Genomic DNA, 21,985 nt, shown 5'->3' with positions numbered 1-21,985 from the left:
TCGATCGGGTCCGTCGTCCGGCCCCAGCCTGCACCACTCGCCGCCCAGGTGCCAACGCATTTCGCCGACGGCGGCGCGCCGGTCAGGCCTGGGCCGCCGTCCGCTGGGCGCGCTCGGCCCGCAGCGAGGTGATGGCGCTCTCGAAGTCCTCCAGCGAGTCGAAGGACTGGTACACGCTCGCGAAGCGGAGATAGGCCACCTCGTCGAGCTCGCGCAGCGGGCCCAGGATCGCGAGGCCCACCTCGTAGGCGTCGATCTCGGCGCTGCCGTTGCTCCGCAGCGTCTCCTCGACGCGCTGGGCCAGGATGGCGAGGTCGTCGTCGCTGACCGGACGGCCCTGGCACGCCTTGCGCACGCCGGCCGCGACCTTGTCCCGGCTGAACGGCTCGGTGGCACCCGAGCGCTTCACCACCGACAGGCTCGCGGTCTCGACCGTCGTGAACCGGCGGTTGCAGTTGGGGCACTGTCGCCGACGCCGTATCGACAGGCCGTCGTCGGCGGTCCGTGAGTCCACCACGCGCGAGTCGGCGTGGCGACAGAACGGGCAGTGCATGCTCACTCCTGCGTGGTCGACCACGGACCGGAGGGCTCCGGTCGCGCCCCGACCGTAAGCGGGCAAACCACCGCCATGCAACATCGCCGCAACATTTGACGGCGAAGCGTGCTCCCCGGTCACTCCTCGGGAAGAAGAAGCAGCTCGCCGACCCGCACCGAGGCGGTCGACATCTCGTTCAGGTCCTGCAGCCGCGCGACCGCGTCGCGCACGTCCTCGCCGGGCCGCGCCACCTCCTGCGCGTACCCCCAGAGGGTCTCCCCCGGCTGCACCGAGTGCACCCGCACCTCGATCGGCTGCCCGGGGGCGCTGGCCACGGCCGTGGCGCCCCACGTGGCCATCGGCGCCACGAGCAGCATCGCCAGCAGCATCAGCACCACGCGCCCGCGGCGCGTGATCCGCAGGCCCGCCAGGCCGAGCCGGTCGGCGACCGTCCGCGGGCCCGCCCCCTCGGCGGCGCGGACGGGTCGGCGGACGGCGGCCGGCCCGGCCGGTGCCGACGCGTACGCCGGGTGGTACTGCCGCAACGGGATCACGTCACCCATGGCCCCTCCTCGGAGAGCGAGTCGAACCTCTGTCCGTCATACACGCGTTCGTTAGAACGCACGTACCATTGTGTAGCACGAGACACCGCCCGTGTCGAGACACGCTCGAACATTCGTTTGAGCCGAGCCGCTTTGTGACCTAGAGTGGGCACCGCAGAGGAGAACATTTGTCGGAACGGGAGGGGCACGGGCATGACGGGACGGGACGAGACCAGCGACACGAGAGCCGTCGACACGGCACTCTCCGGCGTCGCCACGCTGGACGCGCCGAGCGACGAGGCGGTCGCCGACGTGCACGCCATCTCGCCGGCTGACCGCCTCACCGAGCGCCAGCGCCTCGTGCTCGACACGATCCGGCAGTCCTTCGAGACGCGGGGCTACCCGCCGTCGATGCGCGAGATCGGCGAGGCCGTCGGCCTCGCGAGCCCCTCGAGCGTGAAGCACCAGCTCCAGATGCTGGAGAAGAAGGGCTTCCTGCGCCGCGACCCGAACCGGCCGCGCGCCATGGAGCTCGTGGAGCCGCTCGCCGAGCAGGTCGAGAAGCCGACGCGCGGCGAGATCCACTGGCCCGAGCCGCGCCGCAGTGGCCAGATCCACTGGGGCAGCTCCGTGCCGGACGACGCGGGCACGCCGCCGCCGTCGTACGTGCCGCTGGTCGGCCGCATCGCGGCCGGTGGCCCGATCCTGGCCGAGCAGGTGGTCGAGGACGTCTTCCCGCTCCCCCGCCAGCTCGTCGGTGACGGTGAGCTGTTCCTGCTCAAGGTCCAGGGCGACTCGATGGTCGATGCCGCGATCTGCGACGGCGACTGGGTCGTGGTGCGACGCCAGAACGTGGCGGAGCAGGGCGAGATCGTCGCCGCCATGATCGACGGCGAGGCTACGGTCAAGACGTTCAAGCAGGCCGACGGGCACGTGCTCCTGCTGCCGCAGAACCCTGCCTACGAGCCCATCCCGGGTGACGAGGCGCAGATCCTGGGCCGCGTCGTCGCGGTGCTGCGCAGCCTGTGACCCGACCGCCGAGGTAGAACTCTGGCGAGATAGAACTCTGGCGAAGGAGAACCATGCGGTTCTCCTTCGCCAGAGTTCTATCTCGCCAGAGTTCTACCTCGGCAGCCCCTGTCAGAACCTGAACCTCCGCAGCACCCCGCGCACGCTGTCGGCGGAGGCGCGCAGTCCCGCGAGCTCGTCGTCCGACATCGGCACCGGCACGCTGCTCGTCACGCCCCGCCGGTCCACGAGCGAGGGCACCGACAGGCACACGTCGCCGATGCCGTGGTAGCCGTCCAGCAGCGACGAGACCGGCATGACACGGCCCTCGTCCTTCAGCACCGCCTCGATGATCCGGGTCGCCGCGAGGCCGACCGCGTAGTTGGTGGCCCCCTTGCCGGCGATGATCCGGTATGCCGAGTCGACGACCTCGCGATGCACCTGCGCTCGCACCTCGGCGTCGATCGGCGGGTAGCCGGCCAGCGGCTCCCAGTCCAGCAGCGGCACCCCGCCGATCGACGCGGAGCTCCACAGCGCGATCTCCGAGTCGCCGTGCTCCCCCGCGATGTACGCGTGCACGTTCGCGACGGCCACGCCGCACCGCTCCGCGAGGACCGCACGCAGCCGGGACGAGTCGAGCACGGTGCCGCTGCCGAACAGCCGCTCGCGGGGCAGTCCCGAGATCTGGAGCGCCGCGTACGTCACCACGTCCACCGGGTTGGTCACCATCAGGTACGTCGCGTCCGGCGCGACCTCCACCAGGCCCGGCAGGATCTGCCGCATCAGGCCGATCGTCCCCTCCGCCAGGTCGAGGCGCGTCTGCCCGGGCTTCTGCTTCGCGCCCGCGGTGACCACCACGACGTCGGCATCGGCGCAGACCGCCACGTCGTCCGACCCGATCACGTGCGCCTGGGACGTGAACATCAGGCCGTGCCGCAGGTCGAGCACCTCGGCCTCGACCTTCGCGCTGTTCACGTCGTGCAGCGCGATCGTGCGCGCCGAGCCGCGGGTCAGCGCGGCGAACGCCAGCGTGGAGCCGACCGCCCCCGCACCGACGATCGCGATCTTCGTGGTGCGGGCCGCGGGCCGGCCGGCCGGGACGTCCGAGGGGGCTGCCATGACCTCAGGGTATGCCGCGGTCAGGTGTCCAGCCGGGCCAGCGCGGCCCGGACCAGCGCCGGGTCGGTGGTCGGCCAGAACCCTGGCATGGACCGGGTCAGGAAGGACGCGTACCGGGCCGTGGCGAGCCGCGGGTCGAGCACGGCCACGACGCCGCGGTCCTCCGTGCTGCGCACCAGCCGCCCCGCCCCCTGGGCCAGCAGCAGCGCCGCATGCTGCGCGGACACCGCCATGAAGCCGTTGCCGCCCGCCTGCTCGACCGCCCGGGCCCGGGCCGCCTTGACGGGGTCGTCCGGCCGCGGGAACGGGATCCGGTCGATGAGCACGAGCTGGCACGACGGCCCCGGCACGTCGACACCCTGCCACAGGGACAGCGTGCCGAACAGGCACGTGGCGGGGTCGGCGGCGAACTCGCGCACCAGGGTCGGGAGCTGGTCGTCGCCCTGCGCGAGGATCGGGACGTCGAGCCGTTCGCGCATGGCCTCGGCCGCCGCGTTGGCCGCGCGTCGCGACGAGAACAGGCCGAGGGTCCGCCCGCCGGCCGCCGTGATCAGCTCCGAGATCTCGTCGAGCTGGGCCTCCGTGGTGGGCTCGCGGCCGGGTGCCGGCAGGTGCCGGGCCACGTACAGGATGCCCTGGCGCGGGTAGTCGAACGGGCTGCCGGCGTCCAGGCCGTGCCATGGCGGGGCGTCCTCGCCCGTGAGCCCGAGCGTGCCGGCCACCGCGTCGAACGTGCCGCCCAGCGCGAGGGTCGCCGAGGTGAACACGCCCGTCGCCTCGCCCAGCAGGTGCGTCTTGATCAGGCCCGCCACGTGCAGCGGCGCGGCGTGCAGCCGGGTCACGGTGTCGCCGAACCCGCCCCAGCCGTTGTCGGGCCGCGAGCACCACAGCACGTCCGAGGTCGTGTCCTGCGCCGCCATGCGCTCGGCGGTCTCGAAGAGCTGGAGCATGGCGCCCTGGGCCATCTTCAGGCCGGGGTCGGGCTGCCCCGCGTCCTTGCCCTTCGCACCGCCCGCGTCCGGCTTGAGGTCGCTGAGCACCTCGCGCGCGGCGTCGCGCACCGCGGCCACCGCGGTGCGCAGGTCGTCCGGGAGGCCGCTCGGGAAGCGCTCCGCGGGCGCCGTCACCAGCAGCGTGCCGAGGTCCTGCGCGGCCTTGTCCAGCGCGTCCGTGCGCGTGCCGGCGTTGCGGCGGGCCAGGCGCGCGGCGTGCTCCACCGACGCCATCGACAGGTCCACCGTGGCCGACGACGTCACCCGGTCGGTGAGCTCGTGCGCCTCGTCCACCACGACCACGTCGTGCTCCGGGAGCACGCCCGGGCTGCCCGTGGCCGCGATGCCGAGCATGGCGTGGTTGGTGACCACGACGTCGGCCTCGCGCGCCGCGGTCCGGGCCTTGTCCGGGAAGCACTCCGCGAGCATCGGGCACCTGCCGCCCAGGCACTCCAGCGCCGTCACCGACACCTGCCGCCACGCGCGGTCCGGCACGCCGGGCACGAGGTCGTCGCGGTCGCCCGAGTCGGTCTCGCCCGCCCACTCGTGCAGGCGGCGCACGTGGTCGGCGAGCGTGGCGCCGTCGTCCCGGCGCCGGCTGCGCCCGGCACCCCCGGCCTCCTCGGTGCGCGGGTGGTCCTCGCCGCCCGGCAGGTCGAACAGCGTCGGCTCGTCGGCCGGGTAGCCGCCGCCCACCTTGTGCACGCACAGGTAGTTGTGCCAGCCCTTGAGCAGGGCGATCCGCGGCTCGCGCGGCAGCAGCGGCGCCACGGCCTTGGCCACCAGCGGCAGGTCCCGTGTGATGACCTGCCGCTGCAGCGCGAGGGTGGCGGTCGAGACGATGACGCGGCTCTGCGCGGCCACGGCGTGCCGGACGGCGGGCACCAGGTACCCGAGCGACTTGCCGGTACCCGTACCCGCCTGGACCAGCAGGTGCTCGCCCTTGTCGATGGCCTCGCCGACCGCCACCGCCATGCGGTGCTGGCCGTCTCTGCGCCCGCCGCCCAGCTCGCCGACCGCGAGGTCGAGGAGCTCGTCCACCTCGGGGACCTCTGTCGTGCCGGGGCTGGCGTCCGTACTGTCTGCGGGTGCGTCGGGAAGGCTGGTCACACGCTCGATCCTAGGCCGGACCACCGACATCCACCCCGCCTCGTCCACAGCCCGGGGCAGGCCGGCCCGGGGCTGCCCCGGGCTACCCCTTCACGGCCCCGCCCAGCCCCGCGCCGCTGAGGAACAGCCGCTGGAAGGCGAGGAACAGCGCGATCGGCAGCACGGTCGAGATCGCGAGCGCCGCCAGGAAGACGTCGAGCTCGAGGTAGGGCGCGATGGCGGGCAGGCGGACGGACAGGGGCTGGTTGCCGGGGTCGGGCAGCACGAGCAGCGGCCAGAGGTAGTCCTTCCACGCGGCGATGACGGCGAACACCGACACGACGCCGAGGATGGGTTTCGACATCGGCAGCACGATGCTCCACAGCAGCCGGAAGGGTCCGGCGCCGTCGACGCGTGCCGCCTCGAACACCTCGCGCGGCAGGCCGTCGAAGAACCGCTTGACCAGGAGCACGTTGAACGCGCTGGCGCCCATGGGCAGCCACACGGCCCAGAACGTGTTGAGCAGGCTGATGTGCACGAGCGGCACGTCGAGGATGGTCAGGTACAGCGGTACGAGCAGCACCACGGACGGTACGAAGAGGGTCGCCAGGACGAGCCCGAGGATCGCGTTGCCGTACCGGGGCCGCAGCACCGACAGCACGTAGCCGCCGGTGGTGGCGACGAGGAGCTGGAAGAACCAGGCGCCGACGGCCACGATCAGGGTGTTGACGAAGTAGTGGTCGATCTCGGCCCGGGTCCACGCGGTGGCGAGGTTGGCCCAGTCGATCCCGTTCGGGAAGAACCCGAGCGGGTCGCGCAGGGTGTCCTGCGTGGGGGTCACGGCCGCCTTGGCGAGCCAGAGGATCGGGCCGAGGCCCACGACCACGAGGGTGACCAGCAGGCCGCCCTGCAGCACCCCGAGGGTGGCGCGGACGCTGGGGCGGCGCAGGTCGTGCGACGAGACGATGCCGCGTTCGGCGGTGTCTGCTGCTGCCATCAGGAGCTCCAGGGTCGGGTGACGCGGAAGTAGATCGCCGACAGCACCGCGAGGACGCCCGCGAGCATGAGGCTCAGTGCGGTCGCCGCGCCGTAGTTGCCGCCGAGGCTGCTGCCGAACGCGTAGTCGTAGATGAGCATCAGGACGGTGAGGGTGGCGTTGTTGGGCCCGCCGCCGGTGAACAGGAACGGTTCCAGGAACACCTGGGACGTGCCGATCACCTGCAGGATGAGGGTGATGAACAGGACGCCGCGCAGCTGGGGCAGCGTGACGTGCCAGATCTTGCGCCACACGCCCGCGCCGTCGACCTCCGCGGCCTCGTACAGCTCGGTGCGCACGCCGACGAGCGCGGCGAGGTAGATGATGACGGTGCCGCCCGCGGCCGCCCAGGTGGCCTCCAGGACGAGCGACGGCATCGCGCTGCCGGCGTCCTGCAGCCAGGGGAACGGACCGAGCCCGACCCACCCGGCGATGGTGTTGAACACGCCGCTGGGCGAGGCGTCGTAGAAGAACTTCCACAGCAGCACGGCCACGACGGGCGGTACCACGACGGGCAGGTAGGCCAGCGCGGAGTAGAGGCCGCGCAGCCGCTTGACCTCGCTCATCAGCACCGCGGCCGCCAGGGGCAGCGGGTAGCCGAAGACGAGCGCGAGCAGCGCGAACCAGAGGGTGTTGGCCACGGCCTTGCCGAGCAGGGGGTCGGAGAGCACGAACACGAAGTTCTCCAGGCCCACGAACTCGGGGGCGGTGACGAGATTCGTCTGCTGAAGGCTCATGACCAGCGCGCGGCCGATCGGGAACCAGGAGAACACCCCGAACACGAGGATCATCGGCAGCGCGATGACCAGGGTGCTCAGGCCGCCGTCACGCAGCCAGTCCCGCGGCGTGCGGCGGGCACGCCGGCGGGGCGGGGGCGACGACGGCGGGGTGGCCGCCGTCGTCGCCCGCACAGGGCCGGTCAGGGTGGTCATCGCCTCAGGCGCGGTCGATCAGGCTCTGGACCTGGACCTGGGCGTCGGCCAGGAGGGCGTCGATGTCCGCGTCCTCGTCCGTGAGCACGGCCTGGACCACGGGGTCGAGCGCCGCGTAGAGGTCCTGGGTGGCGACCGCCGGCTCGGGGATGACGGGCTGGTCGAACATCTGGTCCGTCATCGGCGCGAAGTTCTCGAGGGGCACGTTGACCAGGTCCTTGATCCAGCCCTGCTGCTCCTCGTACGTCTCGCGGTCGAAGATGGGCAGCGCGGGCGCGCCGACGGGCTGGTCGGTCTCGGCGGCGACCTCGGCCTCGGCCACGGCCGCCTCCTGGTCGGTGAGCTTGGAGATGTAGTAGAAGTCGATCCACTTCACGGCGGCGGCCTGCTCGGCGTCCGACGCCGCGGAGCTCACCGCGGCGAGGGTGCCGCCGCCCAGCGTGCCGGCGTCGTCACCCTCCAGGGGCAGCACGGTGACGCCGTACTCGTCGGGGTTCATCTGGTTCTGCGTGAAGAGGTTCGGGTAGTTGGCCCCGCCCGAGACGTACATGCCGATCTTCCCGGCCGCGAAGTCCTGGTTGATGGTGCCCCAGTCGTACAGGAAGCTGGAGCCCATGGAGTTGTCCTCCCAGCGCATCTCGCGCAGCAGCTCCAGGGCCTCGGTCGTGGCCTCGTTGTCGACGGTCGCGGTGACCTCGTCGCCCTCGCCCTCGAGCATGCGGCCGCCGAGCGCGTAGGTCTCGGTGGTCAGGATCCACCCGCCGGTGTTGCCCTGGGTCATGTGCGCGTACCCGGCCTGGCCGGTCTCGTCCGCGATGGCCTTCGCGGCCTCGCGCACCTCGTCCCAGGTGGTGGGCGGGTTGTCGGGGTCGAGCCCGGCCTCCTCGAAGAGCCGGCGGTTGTAGTGCAGGCCCTGGTTGTAGGCGGCGATCGGCACGGCCCACATCGCGCCGTCGGCGGCCTGCCCGGCGGCCGCGATGGTCGGGTTGAAGTCGTCGGCGTACGGCAGCTCGGCCACCAGGTCGCTGATGTCCGCGATCTGGCCCGCCTCGATGAGGGCCCGGCCGTCGGTGAACGGGATGGGGAACACGTCGGGCAGGGTGCCGCCCGCGAGCTCGGCCGCGAAGGTGGTGCCCGACCAGGTGAACTCCTTGGTCTCCACCTGGATGTCCGGGTTGGCCTTCTCGAACTGCGCGATGCGCTCGTCGAACGCGTCGATCGCCGCCTGCTCGAGACCCGCGTCGATGGAGACCTCGATGGTGACCGGACCCGTCGGGTCGTCCGACGCCTGGGACGACGACCCGCAGGCCGCCAGGGTTCCGGCGGACAGGACGCCCACCAGGGCGAACGCCGCGCGGCTGCGTGCTGACTTCATTGTCACTCCTTGGTTCGGTGCCGCTGGGACGGCACGTGGGGGAAAAATCGGGTCGGGGGATCAGGCCGGCAGGGCGAGCCAGACGGCGGTGTCCGGCCCCACGGTGTCGTCGACGGGTCCGCTCGCCAGGAGCACGGTGGCCCCGGCGGGCAGCGGGACGGCGTCCGCCCCGAGGTTGACGACGCAGGCGAGGCCCGGGCCGCGGGTGAAGGCGAGCACGTCGTCGCCGCCGTGGTCGAGCCACGCGAGGGGCTGCGTGTGCAGCGCGGGCAGGTCGCGCCGCAGGTGCAGCACGCGCCGGTAGAGGGTCAGCATCGAGGCCGGGTCGCCGTCCTGCGCCTCGACGGAGAGGTCGCCCCACGTGGCGGGCTGCGGCAGCCAGGGGGCGTCGCCGCCGTCGGGCCCGAAGCCGAGGCTGGACCCGGTGCGGGTCCATGGCAGGGGCACGCGGCAGCCGTCGCGGCCGGGGTCCACACCCTCGGAGCGGAAGTGCATCGGGTCCTGGATGGCCTCGCGGGGCACGTCCGCCTCGGGCAGCCCAAGCTCGTCGCCCTGGTAGACGTACAGGGCTCCCGGCAGCGCGGCCACCAGCAGGGCCGCGGCCCGCGCGCGGCGCGTGCCGAGCTCCGGGTCGGACGGCGTGCCGAACCGCTTGGCCGCGAAGTCGAACGACGAGTCCTCGCGGCCGTAGCGCGTCACGGGCCGCGTGACGTCGTGGTTGGACAGCACCCAGGTGGCCGGCGCGCCCACGGGGGCGTGCGCCTCCAGGGTGGTGCGGATCGACTCGCGCAGCTCCTTGGCGTCCCAGGGCCGGGCCATGAAGTCGAAGTTGAAGGCCGTGTGCATCTCGTCGGGCCGCAGGTACTGCGCGAACCGCTCCTGGTCGGCGAGCCACACCTCGCCCACGAGCACCCGGGGCTCGTCGTACTCGTCGGCGACGCGCCGCCAGCCGCGGTAGATGTCGTGGATCTCGTCGCGGTCCAGGTGGGGGTGCTCCCCCGGGCCGGGCGTCTCGGGCACCTCGGGCAGGGTCGGGTCCTTGACGATGAGCGCGGCCGAGTCGATCCGGATACCCGCGGCGCCCCGGTCGAACCAGAACCGCAGCACGTCCTCGTGCTCCTGGCGCACGTCGGGGTGGTTCCAGTTGACGTCGGGCTGCTCGGGCGTGAACAGGTGCAGGTACCACTGTCCGGGCGTGCCGTCCGGGTTCGTGGTGCGGGTCCACGTGTCGCCCTGGAAGCTCGACACCCAGCGCGTGGGCATCTCGGCGCCGTCCGGGCCCCGGCCGTCGTGGAACCAGAACCGCTCGCGCTCGGGCGAGCCGGGCCCGGCCGCGAGCGCGGCGCGGAACCACTCGTGCTCGGAGGAGATGTGGTTGGGCACGACGTCGACGACGGTGCGGATGCCCAGCTCGCGGGCCTCGGTGATCAGCGCCTCGGCGTCCTCCAGCGTGCCGAACGCCGGGTCGATGGTGCGGTAGTCGCGCACGTCGTACCCGCCGTCCGCCAGCGGCGAGGCGTACCAGGGCGTGTACCAGATGGCGTCCACGCCGAGGTCGCGCAGGTAGCCGAGCCGGGAGCGGACGCCGGCGAGGTCACCGGTGCCGTCCCCGTTCCCGTCCGCGAAGCTGCGGGGGTAGACCTGGTAGATCACGGCGCTCCGCCACCACTCGAGGGTGGCGGGGCGCGGTTCGCCGGGTGCGTCGGACATCGTCGTCATGCCGTGAACCGTAAATCACATGACAACACCCGCGCAAGAACTCGACAGAAGGTTTATCGTTTTGCGACAGACTTCGCCCGGTCCTGCGCTGCGGCCGTCGACGCACGCACCACGAGCTCGGGCTCGAAGAGCAGCTCGTCGCGCGCCACGTCGCTGCCGTCCACCAGTGCGGCGAGCAGGTCGACGGCGGCCCGCCCCATCGGCTCGATCGGCTGGCGCACCGTGGTGAGGGCCGGGTCGGTGGAGTTCATCAGCGCGGAGTCGTCGAAGCCGACCACGGAGACGTCGCCGGGGCAGGTCAGCCCCACGCGGCGCACCGCCCGGATGGCGCCGAGCGCGAGGGGGTCGCTGGCGCAGACGATCGCCGTGGCGCCGCGCTCCACGAGCCGGTTGGCCGCGGCCTGGCCGCTCTCGAGGGAGTACTGCGAGTGCACCACCAGGTCGGGGTCCAGCTCGAGCCCCTGGCGCTCGGCGAACCGGCGGGCCGCCGCGAGCTTGCGCTCCGACGGCACGTGGTCCGCCGGCCCCAGCAGCAGGCCGACACGCTCGTGGCCCAGCGAGTAGACGTGACCCAGGGCCTGCTCGACCGCCACCAGGTCGTCGCACGCGACGCTCGGGAAGGCGAGGTCCTCGATCGCCGCGTTGATGAGCACCACCGGCAGGCCGAGCTCCTCGAGGCGCCGGTAGTGGGAGTGGTCGGCCTCGCGCTCGGCGTAGAAGCCGCCCGCGAAGATCACGCCCGAGACCTGCTGCTGCAGCAGCAGGTCGATGTACTCGGCCTCGGTGATCCCGCCCGCGGTGCGGGTGCACAGCACCGGGGTGTACCCCTGCTGGGCCAGCGCGCCGCCGATCACCTCGGCGAACGCGGGGAAGATCGGGTTCACGAGCTCGGGGAGCACCAGTCCGACGAGCTTGCCGCGGCTCCCCCGCAGCTTCGTGGGCCGCTCGTAGCCCAGCACGTCCAGGGCGGTGAGCACGGCGTCCCGCGTGCCCTGGGACACCCCGGGCTTGCCGTTGAGCACGCGACTGACCGTCGCCTCGCTCACCCCCACCTTCTTCGCCACATCCGAAAGCCGTCTCGACATACGTCGATCCTAGCCACGCGGAACGCAAACCGCTTGCAGCACTTGCGCGGGAGTGCAAGCGGTTTGCGTCCGGCCGTTCGGGTGCCGACACGACGACGCGCAGGCCACCAGGTGGTGACCTGCGCGTCAGCCATGGGCCGGTCAGGAGGGGACGGCGACCCGGTGCAGCTCCGTCGCGAGCTGCTCGTCCACGCGGCCCCGCAGGTGGGTGCCCGCCGCGACGTGCTCGGTGAGCTCGATGTCACCGTGCTCGTGCACGCGGTGCACCAGGTCGCCCCGCTCGTACGGGACCACCAGGTCGACCTGGACGCCCGGGCGCGGCAGCTCGGCCGCGATCCGGGCCCGCAGCTCGGCGATGCCCTCGCCGGAGTGCGCCGAGACGACGGCGGTGTGCCGCTCGCGCCGCTGGATCCGGCCGACGACCGTCGGGTCGGCGACGTCGGCCTTGTTCAGCACCACGATCTCGTGGACGTCGTCGAAGGCCGGGATCTCGGAGAGCACCTCGCGCACCGCCGCGATCTGCCCCTCGGGGTCCGGGTGGGACGCGTCGACCACGTGCAGCAGGATGTCGGCGTCGCCGACCTCCTCCAGCGTGGACCGGAACGCCTCCACGAGCTGGTGCGGCAGGTGCCGCACGAACCCGACGGTGTCGGTGAACGTGTAGACGCGACCGTCCTCCGTGCGCGTGCGCCGGACGGTCGGGTCCAGCGTGGCGAACAGCGCGTTCTGCACCAGCACGCCCGCCCCGGTCAGCGCGTTCAGCAGGGACGACTTGCCGGCGTTGGTGTAGCCGGCGATCGCCACCGCGGGGATCGCATTGCGCTTGCGGCTCAGCCGCTTCGTCTCCCGGGCCGGCTTCATCGCGGCGATCTCGCGCCGCAGCTTGGCCATCCGGTCGCGGATGCGCCGCCGGTCCAGCTCGATCTTGGTCTCACCGGGGCCACGCGAGCCCATGCCGGCGCCCGCGCCGCCCACCTGGCCACCGGCCTGGCGGGACATCGACTCGCCCCAGCCGCGCAGGCGCGGCAGGAGGTACTCGAGCTGGGCGAGCTCGACCTGGGCCTTGCCCTCACGGGACTTCGCGTGCTGCGCGAAGATGTCGAGGATCAGCGCCGTGCGGTCGACGACCTTGACCTTCACCACGTCTTCCAGCGCGCGGCGCTGGGACGGGGCGAGCTCGCTGTCGACGATCACCGTGTCGGCACCGGTCGCGAGCACCACCTGCGCCAGCTCCTGCGCCTTGCCGGAGCCGAGGTACGTGCCGGGGTCCGGCTTCTGCCGGCGCTGCAGCAGGCCGTCCAGCACCTGCGAGCCGGCGGTCTCGGCCAGCGCGGCGAGCTCGCGCAGCGAGATCTCCGCGTCGCGGGCCGCGTGCTCGCCGCCCGAGAACAGCCCGACGAGCACCACCTTCTCCAGGCGCAGCTGCCGGTACTCGACCTCGGTGACGTCCTCGAGCTCGGTCGACAGGCCGGCCACGCGGCGCAGCGCGGTGCGCTCCTCGAGGTCGAGCTGGTCGCCGTCGGCGTCGGTGTGCACCGTGCCGCCGTCGGCACGTGCGGTCCCCGCCCGAGCGAGAACCCGTGCCACGACATCGTTCGCGATCGCCTGGGCGTCTGCCAAGGACTCGCGGAGTTCGGGCGTCTCCTCTGCGGGGAGCTCGGGCTCTGTCGGGGTGTGGGTCATGTAGATCCTGACTCTCGATGGATGTTTCGTCCGTACAACAAGGATCCCACGCCCGAAAGTCCCGGGGCCACGTCTTTCCGGGGTTTCCGCGCCGCTCTCGGCGAACGCACCGGTCAGAGGTCCAGCCGCATCACCCGGCGCCGCTTCGTGGGGCGGCTGACCTCGGTCAGCCCCGCCGCGGCGAACGGGCCGGGCGTGCCGACGTTCACCTCGCCCCAGGCGATCTCCTGCCCCGGGCCGGGCACGATCGGGTAGCCCTCGACCGCCTCCGCGCCGCTCGCCCGTGCGTGCGCGACGGCGGCCGCCGCCAGCTCGTACATCAAGCCCTGCTTGCGGTACCCGGCGCGGACGGCGAAGCACGTGACCGCCCACACGCCGCCGTCGTCCTTGTCCTCGTGGCGGCCGGCCCACGGCACCTGGCTGCCGCGGTAGCGCACGAACTCGGTGCGCGGCGCCACCGCCACCCACCCGGCGGGCTCGCCGTCGACGTAGGCGAGCAGGGCGCCCGACGTCAGGCCGGGAGCGCCCGCCGTGCCCGCGTCGAGCTGCTCGCGCAGGTGGTGCGCCCGTTCCTCGACGGACAGGTGCCACCAGTCCCCGTCGCCCAGCCGGATGCGCTGGCACTGGCAGTGGTGGGCGCCGCCGCGCGTGCCGAAGACGGCCTGCACGTCGTCCCACAGCTCCGGAGCGGCCGGGACGACCTCGATGCGCGCTGTCATGCGTGCATGGCTAGCACCGGCAGCGGCCCGCGGCAAGCGCCTACGATTCTCCGGTGTCCACCGACCACTACTTCACCGCCCAGCCCGCCTCCGACGACGAGCGCCGCGTCCGCACCGTCCGCCTCGCCGGCCGGGAGCTGGAGGTCGAGGTCGCGTCCGGCGTCTTCTCACCCGGCGGGGTCGACAAGGGCACGGCGGTGCTGCTGGACCACGTCCCCGCGCCCCCGGCCGCGGGCCACCTGCTCGACCTCGGGTGCGGCTGGGGCCCGATCGCGCTGACCCTGGCCCTGGAGGCGCCCGGGACCACGGTGTGGGCCGTCGACGTCAACGAGCGCGCGCTGGACCTGGTGCGCCGCAACGCGGACCGGCTGGGCCTGGGCAACGTCCGCGCCGTGCTGCCTGACGACGTGCCCGCCGACGTGCGGTTCGCGGCCTGCTGGTCCAACCCGCCCATCCGTGTCGGCAAGGAGGTGCTGCACGGCCTGCTGACGCACTGGCTGCCTCGGCTGGAACCGGGTGCGGCGGCCTGGCTCGTGGTGCAGAAGAACCTGGGCTCCGACTCGCTGGCCCGCTGGGTCATCGAGACGCTGGACCTGCCGGTGGAGCGGACGGCGTCGTCCAAGGGCTTCCGCGTGCTCCGCGTCGGACGGGTCAGAGGGTGAGCTCGCCCGAGTAGACGAGCTCGGCGGGTCCCGCGAGCTCCACGGTGCCGCCCGGCAGCATCCGCACGCGCACCTCGCCGCCCGGCACCTCGACCAGCCACGTGTCCGGCGCACCCGCACCCGAGGCGCCGCCCTGCCACGTGCGTACCGCGAGCGCCGCGGCGCAGGCTCCCGTGCCGCAGGACGGCGTCTCGCCCACCCCGCGCTCGTGCACCCGCATGCGCAGGCGGCCGACGACGCCGTCCGGCCCCTCCTCCTCGCCGAGCGGCACCACGAGCTCGACGTTGGTGCCGTGCGGCGGCACGGGCGCCACCTCGGGGGCCTGGAACAGCTCGAGCGAGGCGAGCTCCTCGACGCTGGAGATGGCGACGACGGTGTGCGGGTTGCCGAGGTCCACGCTCAGGGCGGGGCGGGGTGCGGTCCAGCCGCGCACCGCGACGGCGGCGTCGTACCCCTCGGCCGCCGCGGCCTCGCCGCCGGGCAGGAACCAGCGGCCCATGTCGACGGCGTACCAACCGCTCGCCTCCTTGGTGACGCGCTTGACCCCGGCGCGCGTGCCGAGGCTGAGCGGTCCGGTGGACAGGTCGGCGACGCCCTGCTGCTCGGCGAACGCCGCGAAGACCCGCACGCCGTTGCCGCACATCTCGGCCACGGAGCCGTCGGCGTTGCGGTAGTCCATGAACCACTCGGCCGTCGGGTCCTGCGTCAGCACGGCCTGGGCGGCCTCCTCGCCCGCGCGGGCGAGCGCGGCGGTGGGGGCGAGCCGGATGACGCCGTCGCCGCCGATGCCGCCGCGCCGGTCGGCCAGCCGCCGCACCTGCTCGGGGCTCAGGTCGAGCTCGCCGGCCAGGTCCGCGACCAGCACGAAGTCGTTCTGCGTGCCGTGCCCCTTGGTGAACGCGAGCGTGCCGGGCGTCGGGGCGGAGTGCGCGGGGCTGGTCGCGGGCTGCGTCATGAGCCCAGGCTACGGCGCACGGGCTCCCCGCCCGCAATCGCGTCCGGCAGGGTGCCGGCGTCGGCGGCGGCCACGATCGCACGCGCCTCGTCCAGGAGATGCGGCGAGGCAGCGTCGAGCCAGTGCACGCGCGGGTCCCGGCCGAACCAGCCCATCTGCTTGCGGGCCAGACGCCGGGTGTTCGCGGTGACCGCCTCGCGCGCCTGGTCCTCGGTGTGCTCGCCGCGCCACCACGCGAGCACCTCGGCGTACCCGACGGCGCGTGCGGCGGTCACGCCCAGCCCCGGCCCGGTGCCGCCCTGCTCGGGGCTCGCCAGGCTCCGCACCTCGTCCACCAGGCCCGTGGCCCACATGCGGTCGACACGGCCGGCCACGCGGGCGTCGAGCACCTCGCGCGAGCAGTCGAGGCCGATCTGCACGGCCGGGCGCACGTACTCCTGGCGCGGCAGGTTGGCGGTGTAGGGGCGGCCGGTGATCTCGATGACCTCCAGGGCACGCACGATGCGTCGGGTGTTGTGCGGGCCGATGCTGTCGGCGGCCTGCGGGTCCAGCCGCGCCAGCTCGGCGTGCAGGGCACGGCGGCCCTCGGCCTCCGCGCGGGCCTCCAGGCGCGCCCGCACCTCGGCGTCGGTGCCCGGGAAGTCCATGGTGTCCAGCAGGGCCCGCACGTACAGCCCCGAGCCGCCGACGACGACGGCGCGCGCGCCCCGCCCGGCGATCGCATCGAGGTCGGCGCGGGCCGACTCCTGGTACCGCGCCACGGACGCGTCCTGGAGCGGGTCCAGGACGTCGAGCTGGTGGTGGACGATCCCGCGCCGCTCGGCCGGGGGCGCCTTCGCGGTGCCGACGTCCATGCCGCGGTAGAGCTGGTACGCGTCGGCATTGACGATCTCGGCGGGGGTCCGGTCCGTGCCCAGTGCCTGTGCCAGGTCGAGCGCCAGGTCCGACTTCCCGGTGGCGGTGGGGCCCACGACGGCGACGACTATCACGCCGCCACCCTACGGTCAGGACAGCATGGTCACGACAGCGTGGTCACGTGGTACGCGGCGGGCAGGTGGCCGTGCGACTGCGGGAAGGTCCGCACGTCGGCGGTCCACGCGCCGGCTCCGGCGAGGCGCAGCGCGGCCCGCAGGCCGGGCGTGAGGCTGTCATCGCCGTGGCCGGGCCGGGCCGCGCCCGGGGATCCCCCGCCGGCGACGACGAGGCCGGCGGCGGCGTGGAGCAGCGCGGTGGTCGCGTCGTCGAACGTCTCGGCCGACGGGGGTACCTCGAGCGTCTCGACGGCGGCCGCCCGGGCCCCGAGCACGTCGGACAGCGCCAGCAGCGCCACCGAGGCGCCGGTCCCGGCCGGCCCGGTGGTGTCGTCGTCGGCCACCGGAGCCGCCAAGGACCGCGGGAGCCAGCGGTCGCCGATGCCGGACGCCGCGAGGGAGGGGCGCAGCCGCGCGTGCCGCAGCGCGGGGCCGTGCGCCACGACCAGCGGGAGCGGGTCGCCGTCCGCGCGTCCGCCGGCCGGGCCGACCAGCCCGGACAGTGCGACGCGCACCGCGTCGCGCACCGCGGCGAGCGGGTCGGGACACAGCCCCGGCACCAGCCCCGGCACGAGGAGCGGGGTCGCGGGGAGGATCACGGCACGCACGACCACCGAACGTAGCACCGGCCCCGCAACGCGGCCGTCCGGGGGCGACGTGGCCAGGCGCCGGGCCGATTCCACCCCCTTTCCCCACGAACCCCGCAGCGAGAGGAGGCCTCCGGCAGGTACTGTGGTCAGGTGAGGTTCTTCGGGTCACGACGCCGGAACACGGCGGGCGACGGCGACCGTGCGGCCATCAGCCCGCAGCAGCCCGAGCCCAGGGAACTCGACGACGACGAGCTGCGGGCACAGGTCGAAGGCGTGCTGCTGCGCGAGCTGACGGGAGGGCTGGACGACTCGTCCTCCGTCCCTCGTCCTCTGACGCGCGACCGCGTCGTGGAGTGGCTGGGCGACAACGGGTTCAGCTACTTCGTGGACTCGGAGGGCGACGTCGGCGGGCTGTGGCACGGCTGGCTGTTCTACTTCCTGATGGTCGGCGAGAGCTCCGAGGTGCTCCAGGTGCGCGGGCAGTGGCACCGTGACCTGACGATCGAGCGCCTCGAGGAGATCCTCGAGATCTGCAACGAGTGGAACGCCGAGCGCATCTGGCCCAAGACGTACGTCCGGGTCCGGGACAACGGGGCCGTGCTGGTCTACACCGAGGTCACCGTCGACCTGGAGCACGGCGTCACCGACGACCAGCTCGACCAGCTCCTGCAGTGCGGGCTGACCACGGGGTCGATGTTCTTCGAGCACCTCGACGAGACGTTCCCCGACCCGCTGAGGTCGGCACCGTGAGCGGGACCGGACGCAGCGGAGCGGGCCGCTGGCTCGCCCGTCTGCTGAACCCGCGACCCCCGGCCACGCGGCGCGCGACGGGGGCGCAGACCCGCACGCTCGCGAACGCGCCCGTCGACCGGCCGCGCCCGCTGACGACCCAGCGTGTGGGCGACGACCTGTCGCGCCGCGGCTACCGCTTCCGCATCGACGACGACGGCGACGTGACCGGCACCTGGGACGGCAACCGGTTCTGGTTCCTGCTGCTGGGCGAGCACGACGAGATCCTGCAGGTGCGCGGCCGCTGGGCCGGCGCGCTGCCGGCCGCCGCGCGCCTCGCCGTGCTGCAGGCGGCCAACGACTGGAACCGCGAGCGCATCTGGCCCAAGGTCTACACGCGCGAGGAGGGTTCGGGGCTCGCGCTGTACGCCGAGGTGTCGGTGGACTTCGAGCACGGCGCCACCGAGGAGCAGCTCGCCCAGACGGTGTCGTGCGGGCTGGTCACGGCCAGCCAGTTCTTCTCGACGGTGGCGTCGCTGGCGCCGCCCGCGGAGCAGGACCCCACGGACTGACGTCGGCGCGCCGGGCGGTGCCCGGCGCGCGCGTGCGGTGCCGTCAGCGCGCGCGGAGCGTGGGCAGGCCCAGCGAGACCGGTCCGGCCGGTGCGGGCGTGCCGTGCGCGTGGGTGTCCTCGCCGCCGCCGAGCCGGATCTTCTCGCGCTCGGCCCAGGCGTCGCCCGAGCGGGTGCGGCGCACGGCGAGGGGGCCGGCCGCGACCGGGTCGGCGATCAGGTGGTGCGGGGCGGCCTGGGTCACGGTCACCGTCACCATGTCGCCGGGGCGCGGGAGCCCCTCGGGCACGACGGCGGCCAGGCGCGGGTCGTCGAGGCTCGTCGGCGCGCCGGTGGTCGCCGCCTGGGTCGTGCCCTGCTCCGTGCCCTGCTCCGTGCCCTGCGCGGGCAGGCCGAAGTGCACCAGCCGGTTGTCCGCGGCCCGGCCCGACAGGCGGTGGCGCACGCCGTCCTTGCGGCCGGAGTCCTCGGCGACGAGCACCTCGAGCGTGCGCCCCACCTGCTTGTCGGCCTCCTCGGCGCCGATGCGCTCCTGCAGGGCGAGCAGGCGCTCGAACCGCTCCTGCACGACCTCCTTGGGCAGCTGGTCGTCCATCGTCGCGGCGGGCGTGCCCGGGCGGGGCGAGTACTGGAACATGAACGCCGAGCTGAACCGGGATGCCTCGACCACGCGCATGGTCTCGGCGAAGTCCTCCTCGGTCTCGCCCGGGAAGCCGACGATGATGTCGGTGGTGATCGCGGCGTCGGGCATCGCGGCCCGGACGCGGTCGAGGATGCCGAGGAACTTCTCCGAGCGGTACGAGCGGCGCATCGCACGCAGGATCCGGTCGGAGCCCGACTGCAGCGGCATGTGCAGCTGCGGCATGACGTTCGGCGTCTCGGCCATGGCGGCAATGACGTCGTCGGTGAACGCGGCCGGGTGCGGGGACGTGAACCGCACCCGCTCCAGCCCCTCGATCTGCCCGCACGCGCGCAGCAGCTTGGCGAACGCGCCGCGGTCACCGAACTCCACGCCGTAGCTGTTCACGTTCTGCCCGAGCAGCGTCACCTCGATGGCACCCGCGGCCACGAGCGCCTCGACCTCGGCCAGCACCTCGCCCGGCCGGCGGTCGCGCTCCTTGCCGCGCAGGTGCGGCACGATGCAGAAGGTGCAGGTGTTGTTGCAGCCCACCGAGATGCTGACCCAGCCCGCGTAGACCGACTCGCGCTTGGTGGGCAGCGTGGACGGGAAGACCTGCAGCGACTCCGCGATCTCGACCTGCGCCGCCTCGTTGTGCCGGGCGCGCTCCAGCAGCACCGGCAGGGCGTCGAGGTTGTGGGTGCCGAAGACGACGTCCACCCACGGCGCCTTGGCGACGATGTCGCCGCGGTCCTTCTGCGCGAGGCAGCCGCCGACGGCAATCTGCATGCCGGGCCGCGCCGCCTTGATGCTCGCGAGCTGGCCGAGGTTGCCGTAGAGCCGGGTGGCCGCGTTCTCGCGCACCGCGCACGTGTTGATCACCACGACGTCGGCCGTGTTCGCCGCCTCGTCCTGGCTGGAGGCGCGCGTGTACCCGGCCTCCTCGAGCATGCCGGCCATGTGCTCGGAGTCGTGCACGTTCATCTGGCAGCCCAGCGTGCGCACCAGGTAGGTGCGCGGCCGTTCGGCGGCGGCGTCGGCGTCGGGCAGGGCTGGGGTGAGGGCGGTCGTGGACATCGGGGTCGATTTTACGACCCCCGCGGCGCCGCGCCGAACCGTGCCGCACGACCGGATCCGCTCCGGACTCAGGGACGTCACGGTCATCTGTTACCGAACCGTTGTGCTCGGATGACCTGTCGACTTGGTCCCTGAAACATCGGATCGTTAGGTTCAAGGGATGGACCAGACCACCTCGACCACCGGCCAACCGGCGGCCGACGAGACCGCGGACGCTCCGAGGTCGGGCGACGCCCTCGGTGCGCCGCTCGTCGAGCTGAAGCACGTGAACAAGCACTTCGGTGCGCTGCACGTCCTGCAGGACATCGACCTCACCGTCCGCAAGGGCGAGGTGCTGGTCGTGATCGGCCCGTCCGGGTCCGGCAAGTCCACGCTGTGCCGGGCGATCAACCGCCTGGAGACCATCGACGACGGCACCATCACCGTCGACGGCAAGGAGCTGCCCGAGGAGGGCAAGGCGCTCGCGAAGCTGCGCGCCGAGGTCGGCATGGTCTTCCAGTCGTTCAACCTGTTCGCGCACAAGACCGTGCTCGACAACGTCACGCTCGGGCCGCGCAAGGTCCGCGGCATGAGCAAGAAGGACGCCGAGGAGCTGGCCCGCACGCTGCTGGACCGCGTGGGCGTGGGCAACCAGGCCGAGAAGATGCCGGCCCAGCTCTCCGGCGGCCAGCAGCAGCGCGTCGCGATCGCCCGCGCCCTGGCGATGCGTCCCAAGGTCATGCTCTTCGACGAGCCGACCTCCGCCCTCGACCCGGAGATGGTCAACGAGGTGCTGGACGCGATGGTCGCGCTCGCCCAGGAGGGCATGACGATGATCGTCGTCACCCACGAGATGGGCTTCGCCCGCAAGGCCGCGGACCGCGTGGTCTTCATGGCGGACGGGCAGATCGTGGAGGAGGCTCACCCCGAGGAGTTCTTCACCGCGCCCAAGAGCGAGCGGGCGCGCGACTTCCTGTCGAAGATCCTGACCCACTGATCTTTCACTGACTCAGTCTTCCACTGACTGATCCCAGCCAAGGGGTCCTGCCCGGACCCGAACTACCGAAGGGGAATCATGCGCAAGCACACCATGGGACTGCTCGCGGCGGCCGCCGCGTCCACCCTCGCGCTCTCGGCCTGTGGCGGAGCCGAGGTCGGCGGTGAGCCGGAGGGCGGTTCGTCGGAGGGCGCCGGGGACGGCATCACCATCGGCATCAAGTACGACCAGCCGGGCCTCGGCCTGCAGGACGGCGCCGACTACACCGGGTTCGACGTCGACGTCGCCCGCTACGTCGCCAACGAGCTGGGCTACAGCGAGGACCAGATCACGTTCCGCGAGACGCCGTCGGCCAACCGCGAGAGCATGCTGCAGAACGGCGACGTCGACATGATCTTCGCCACCTACTCGATCACGGACGAGCGCAAGCAAGTCATCGACTTCGCCGGACCGTACTTCGTCGCCGGCCAGGATCTCCTCGTCGCCGCCGACAACACCGACATCACCGGCCCGGAGGACCTCGAGGGCAAGAACCTCTGCTCGGTCACCGGCTCGACGTCGGCCGAGAAGATCAAGACCGACTACGCGGAGGGCGTCCAGCTCCTGGAGCGCCCCGGGTACGCCGAGTGCGTGACCGCCCTGTCCGCCGGCCAGGTCGACGCCGTCACCACCGACGACATCATCCTCGCCGGTCTCGCTGCGGCGAACGGTGACGGCAACCTCAAGGTGGTCGGGAACCCGTTCTCGGAGGAGCGCTACGGCGTCGGCCTGCCGAAGGGCTCGGACCAGTGCGAGGACATCAACGCCGCCATCACCAAGATGATCGAGGAGGGCGCCTGGGAGGACGCGGTGGCCGCGAACACCGAGGGTGCCGACTACACCCCGAACGCGGACCTCAACCCGCCGACGCCGGAGGCCTGCGCCTGACGCCCCCTTCGCA

At 72.9% G+C, this 21,985-nt stretch carries 21 protein-coding genes; 6 read left to right on the top strand and 15 right to left on the bottom strand.

All coding sequences use genetic code 11. The features are described 5' to 3' along the window. Window positions 1-82: 82 nt before the first annotated feature. Together nrdR and APR03_RS06325 are read right to left on the bottom strand one after the other, a co-directional pair. Entirely contained in the window at window positions 83-553 is a 471-nt protein-coding gene (gene nrdR, locus APR03_RS06330; RefSeq protein WP_253833761.1) for a transcriptional regulator NrdR, read from the bottom strand. Between the two features lie 119 nt (window positions 554-672). Then, on the bottom strand, window positions 673-1,098 hold the full coding sequence (locus APR03_RS06325; RefSeq protein WP_253833760.1) for a LysM peptidoglycan-binding domain-containing protein: 426 nt from the start codon (window positions 1,096-1,098) through the stop codon (window positions 673-675). Between the two features lie 192 nt (window positions 1,099-1,290). Here APR03_RS06325 and lexA point away from each other — a divergent pair, with 192 nt between their 5' ends. Beyond that, a complete protein-coding gene (lexA, locus tag APR03_RS06320; RefSeq protein ID WP_372494774.1) occupies window positions 1,291-2,106 on the top strand; it encodes a transcriptional repressor LexA in 816 nt (271 codons plus the stop codon). A gap of 111 nt (window positions 2,107-2,217) precedes the next feature. Here lexA and APR03_RS06315 read toward each other — a convergent pair whose 3' ends face one another. The 9 genes from APR03_RS06315 to APR03_RS06275 all read right to left on the bottom strand — a co-directional run bounded on the left by APR03_RS06315 (window position 2,218) and on the right by APR03_RS06275 (window position 13,834). Beyond that, complete coding sequence (locus tag APR03_RS06315; protein ID WP_253833759.1) at window positions 2,218-3,204, bottom strand: L-lactate dehydrogenase; 987 nt, start codon at window positions 3,202-3,204, stop codon at window positions 2,218-2,220. A gap of 20 nt (window positions 3,205-3,224) precedes the next feature. After that, on the bottom strand, window positions 3,225-5,336 hold the full coding sequence (locus tag APR03_RS06310; protein WP_372494772.1) for an ATP-dependent DNA helicase: 2,112 nt from the start codon (window positions 5,334-5,336) through the stop codon (window positions 3,225-3,227). A 52-nt stretch (window positions 5,337-5,388) separates the two neighbouring features. Beyond that, window positions 5,389-6,282 carry a carbohydrate ABC transporter permease gene (locus tag APR03_RS06305; RefSeq protein ID WP_253833758.1) on the bottom strand — a complete coding sequence of 298 codons (894 nt, stop codon included), beginning with the start codon at window positions 6,280-6,282 and terminating at the stop codon, window positions 5,389-5,391. After that, window positions 6,282-7,253: a carbohydrate ABC transporter permease gene (locus APR03_RS06300; RefSeq protein WP_253833757.1), complete on the bottom strand. Its 972-nt coding sequence runs from the start codon at window positions 7,251-7,253 to the stop codon at window positions 6,282-6,284. Before APR03_RS06300 ends, APR03_RS06305 begins: the two co-directional genes overlap by 1 nt. A 4-nt stretch (window positions 7,254-7,257) precedes the next feature. After that, window positions 7,258-8,628, bottom strand: coding sequence for an ABC transporter substrate-binding protein (locus APR03_RS06295; protein WP_253833756.1), 1,371 nt, complete (start codon window positions 8,626-8,628; stop codon window positions 7,258-7,260). A gap of 60 nt (window positions 8,629-8,688) precedes the next feature. Continuing rightward, window positions 8,689-10,347, bottom strand: coding sequence for a glycoside hydrolase family 13 protein (locus APR03_RS06290; RefSeq protein ID WP_253833755.1), 1,659 nt, complete (start codon window positions 10,345-10,347; stop codon window positions 8,689-8,691). A gap of 53 nt (window positions 10,348-10,400) precedes the next feature. Then, window positions 10,401-11,432 carry a LacI family DNA-binding transcriptional regulator gene (locus tag APR03_RS06285; RefSeq protein WP_253833754.1) on the bottom strand — a complete coding sequence of 344 codons (1,032 nt, stop codon included), beginning with the start codon at window positions 11,430-11,432 and terminating at the stop codon, window positions 10,401-10,403. A 141-nt stretch (window positions 11,433-11,573) separates the two neighbouring features. Next, window positions 11,574-13,115 carry a GTPase HflX gene (gene hflX / locus APR03_RS06280; protein ID WP_253833753.1) on the bottom strand — a complete coding sequence of 514 codons (1,542 nt, stop codon included), beginning with the start codon at window positions 13,113-13,115 and terminating at the stop codon, window positions 11,574-11,576. Window positions 13,116-13,228: 113 nt separating this feature from the next. Further along, a complete protein-coding gene (locus APR03_RS06275; protein WP_253833750.1) occupies window positions 13,229-13,834 on the bottom strand; it encodes a GNAT family N-acetyltransferase in 606 nt (201 codons plus the stop codon). 53 nt (window positions 13,835-13,887) lie between these two features. Here APR03_RS06275 and APR03_RS06270 point away from each other — a divergent pair, with 53 nt between their 5' ends. Further along, on the top strand, window positions 13,888-14,496 hold the full coding sequence (locus APR03_RS06270; RefSeq protein WP_253833744.1) for a class I SAM-dependent methyltransferase: 609 nt from the start codon (window positions 13,888-13,890) through the stop codon (window positions 14,494-14,496). Here the strand turns inward: APR03_RS06270 and dapF are convergent. From dapF to APR03_RS06255, 3 genes are read right to left on the bottom strand one after another with little or no spacing between them, the layout of a single operon-like run. Then, the gene (dapF, locus tag APR03_RS06265) at window positions 14,486-15,451 is read right to left on the bottom strand and encodes a diaminopimelate epimerase (protein ID WP_253833743.1); all 966 of its coding nucleotides are present in this window, start codon (window positions 15,449-15,451) and stop codon (window positions 14,486-14,488) included. The genes APR03_RS06270 and dapF overlap by 11 nt on opposite strands. Then, complete coding sequence (miaA, locus tag APR03_RS06260; protein ID WP_253833742.1) at window positions 15,448-16,440, bottom strand: tRNA (adenosine(37)-N6)-dimethylallyltransferase MiaA; 993 nt, start codon at window positions 16,438-16,440, stop codon at window positions 15,448-15,450. The genes dapF and miaA overlap by 4 nt, the downstream gene beginning before the upstream one ends. Before the next feature lie 29 nt (window positions 16,441-16,469). Further along, window positions 16,470-17,090 (bottom strand): hypothetical protein, encoded by a 621-nt coding sequence (locus APR03_RS06255; RefSeq protein ID WP_253833741.1) that lies wholly within the window; start codon window positions 17,088-17,090, stop codon window positions 16,470-16,472. Window positions 17,091-17,222: 132 nt separating this feature from the next. Between APR03_RS06255 and APR03_RS06250 the strand changes: the two genes are divergently transcribed. Then, the gene (locus tag APR03_RS06250; protein WP_253833740.1) at window positions 17,223-17,822 is read left to right on the top strand and encodes a type III secretion system chaperone family protein; all 600 of its coding nucleotides are present in this window, start codon (window positions 17,223-17,225) and stop codon (window positions 17,820-17,822) included. Then, complete coding sequence (locus APR03_RS06245; protein ID WP_253833738.1) at window positions 17,819-18,373, top strand: type III secretion system chaperone family protein; 555 nt, start codon at window positions 17,819-17,821, stop codon at window positions 18,371-18,373. The genes APR03_RS06250 and APR03_RS06245 overlap by 4 nt, the downstream gene beginning before the upstream one ends. 43 nt (window positions 18,374-18,416) lie before the next feature. On the opposite strand, the gene miaB is transcribed toward APR03_RS06245, so the two are convergent. Beyond that, the gene (miaB, locus tag APR03_RS06240; protein ID WP_253833736.1) at window positions 18,417-20,069 is read right to left on the bottom strand and encodes a tRNA (N6-isopentenyl adenosine(37)-C2)-methylthiotransferase MiaB; all 1,653 of its coding nucleotides are present in this window, start codon (window positions 20,067-20,069) and stop codon (window positions 18,417-18,419) included. A gap of 160 nt (window positions 20,070-20,229) precedes the next feature. Between miaB and APR03_RS06235 the strand changes: the two genes are divergently transcribed. Together APR03_RS06235 and APR03_RS06230 are read left to right on the top strand one after the other, a co-directional pair. Then, window positions 20,230-21,045: an amino acid ABC transporter ATP-binding protein gene (locus APR03_RS06235; RefSeq protein WP_253833735.1), complete on the top strand. Its 816-nt coding sequence runs from the start codon at window positions 20,230-20,232 to the stop codon at window positions 21,043-21,045. A 78-nt stretch (window positions 21,046-21,123) separates the two neighbouring features. Then, on the top strand, window positions 21,124-21,972 hold the full coding sequence (locus APR03_RS06230) for a glutamate ABC transporter substrate-binding protein (RefSeq protein ID WP_253833734.1): 849 nt from the start codon (window positions 21,124-21,126) through the stop codon (window positions 21,970-21,972). Window positions 21,973-21,985 lie beyond the last annotated feature (13 nt).

Origin of the sequence: Promicromonospora thailandica, from assembly GCF_024171955.1 — a bacterium.
Taxonomy (GTDB): Bacteria; Actinomycetota; Actinomycetes; order Actinomycetales; family Cellulomonadaceae; genus Promicromonospora; species Promicromonospora thailandica.
Note: the sequence above shows the minus strand (reverse complement) of the source record. Positions and strands in the feature narration are given on the sequence as shown.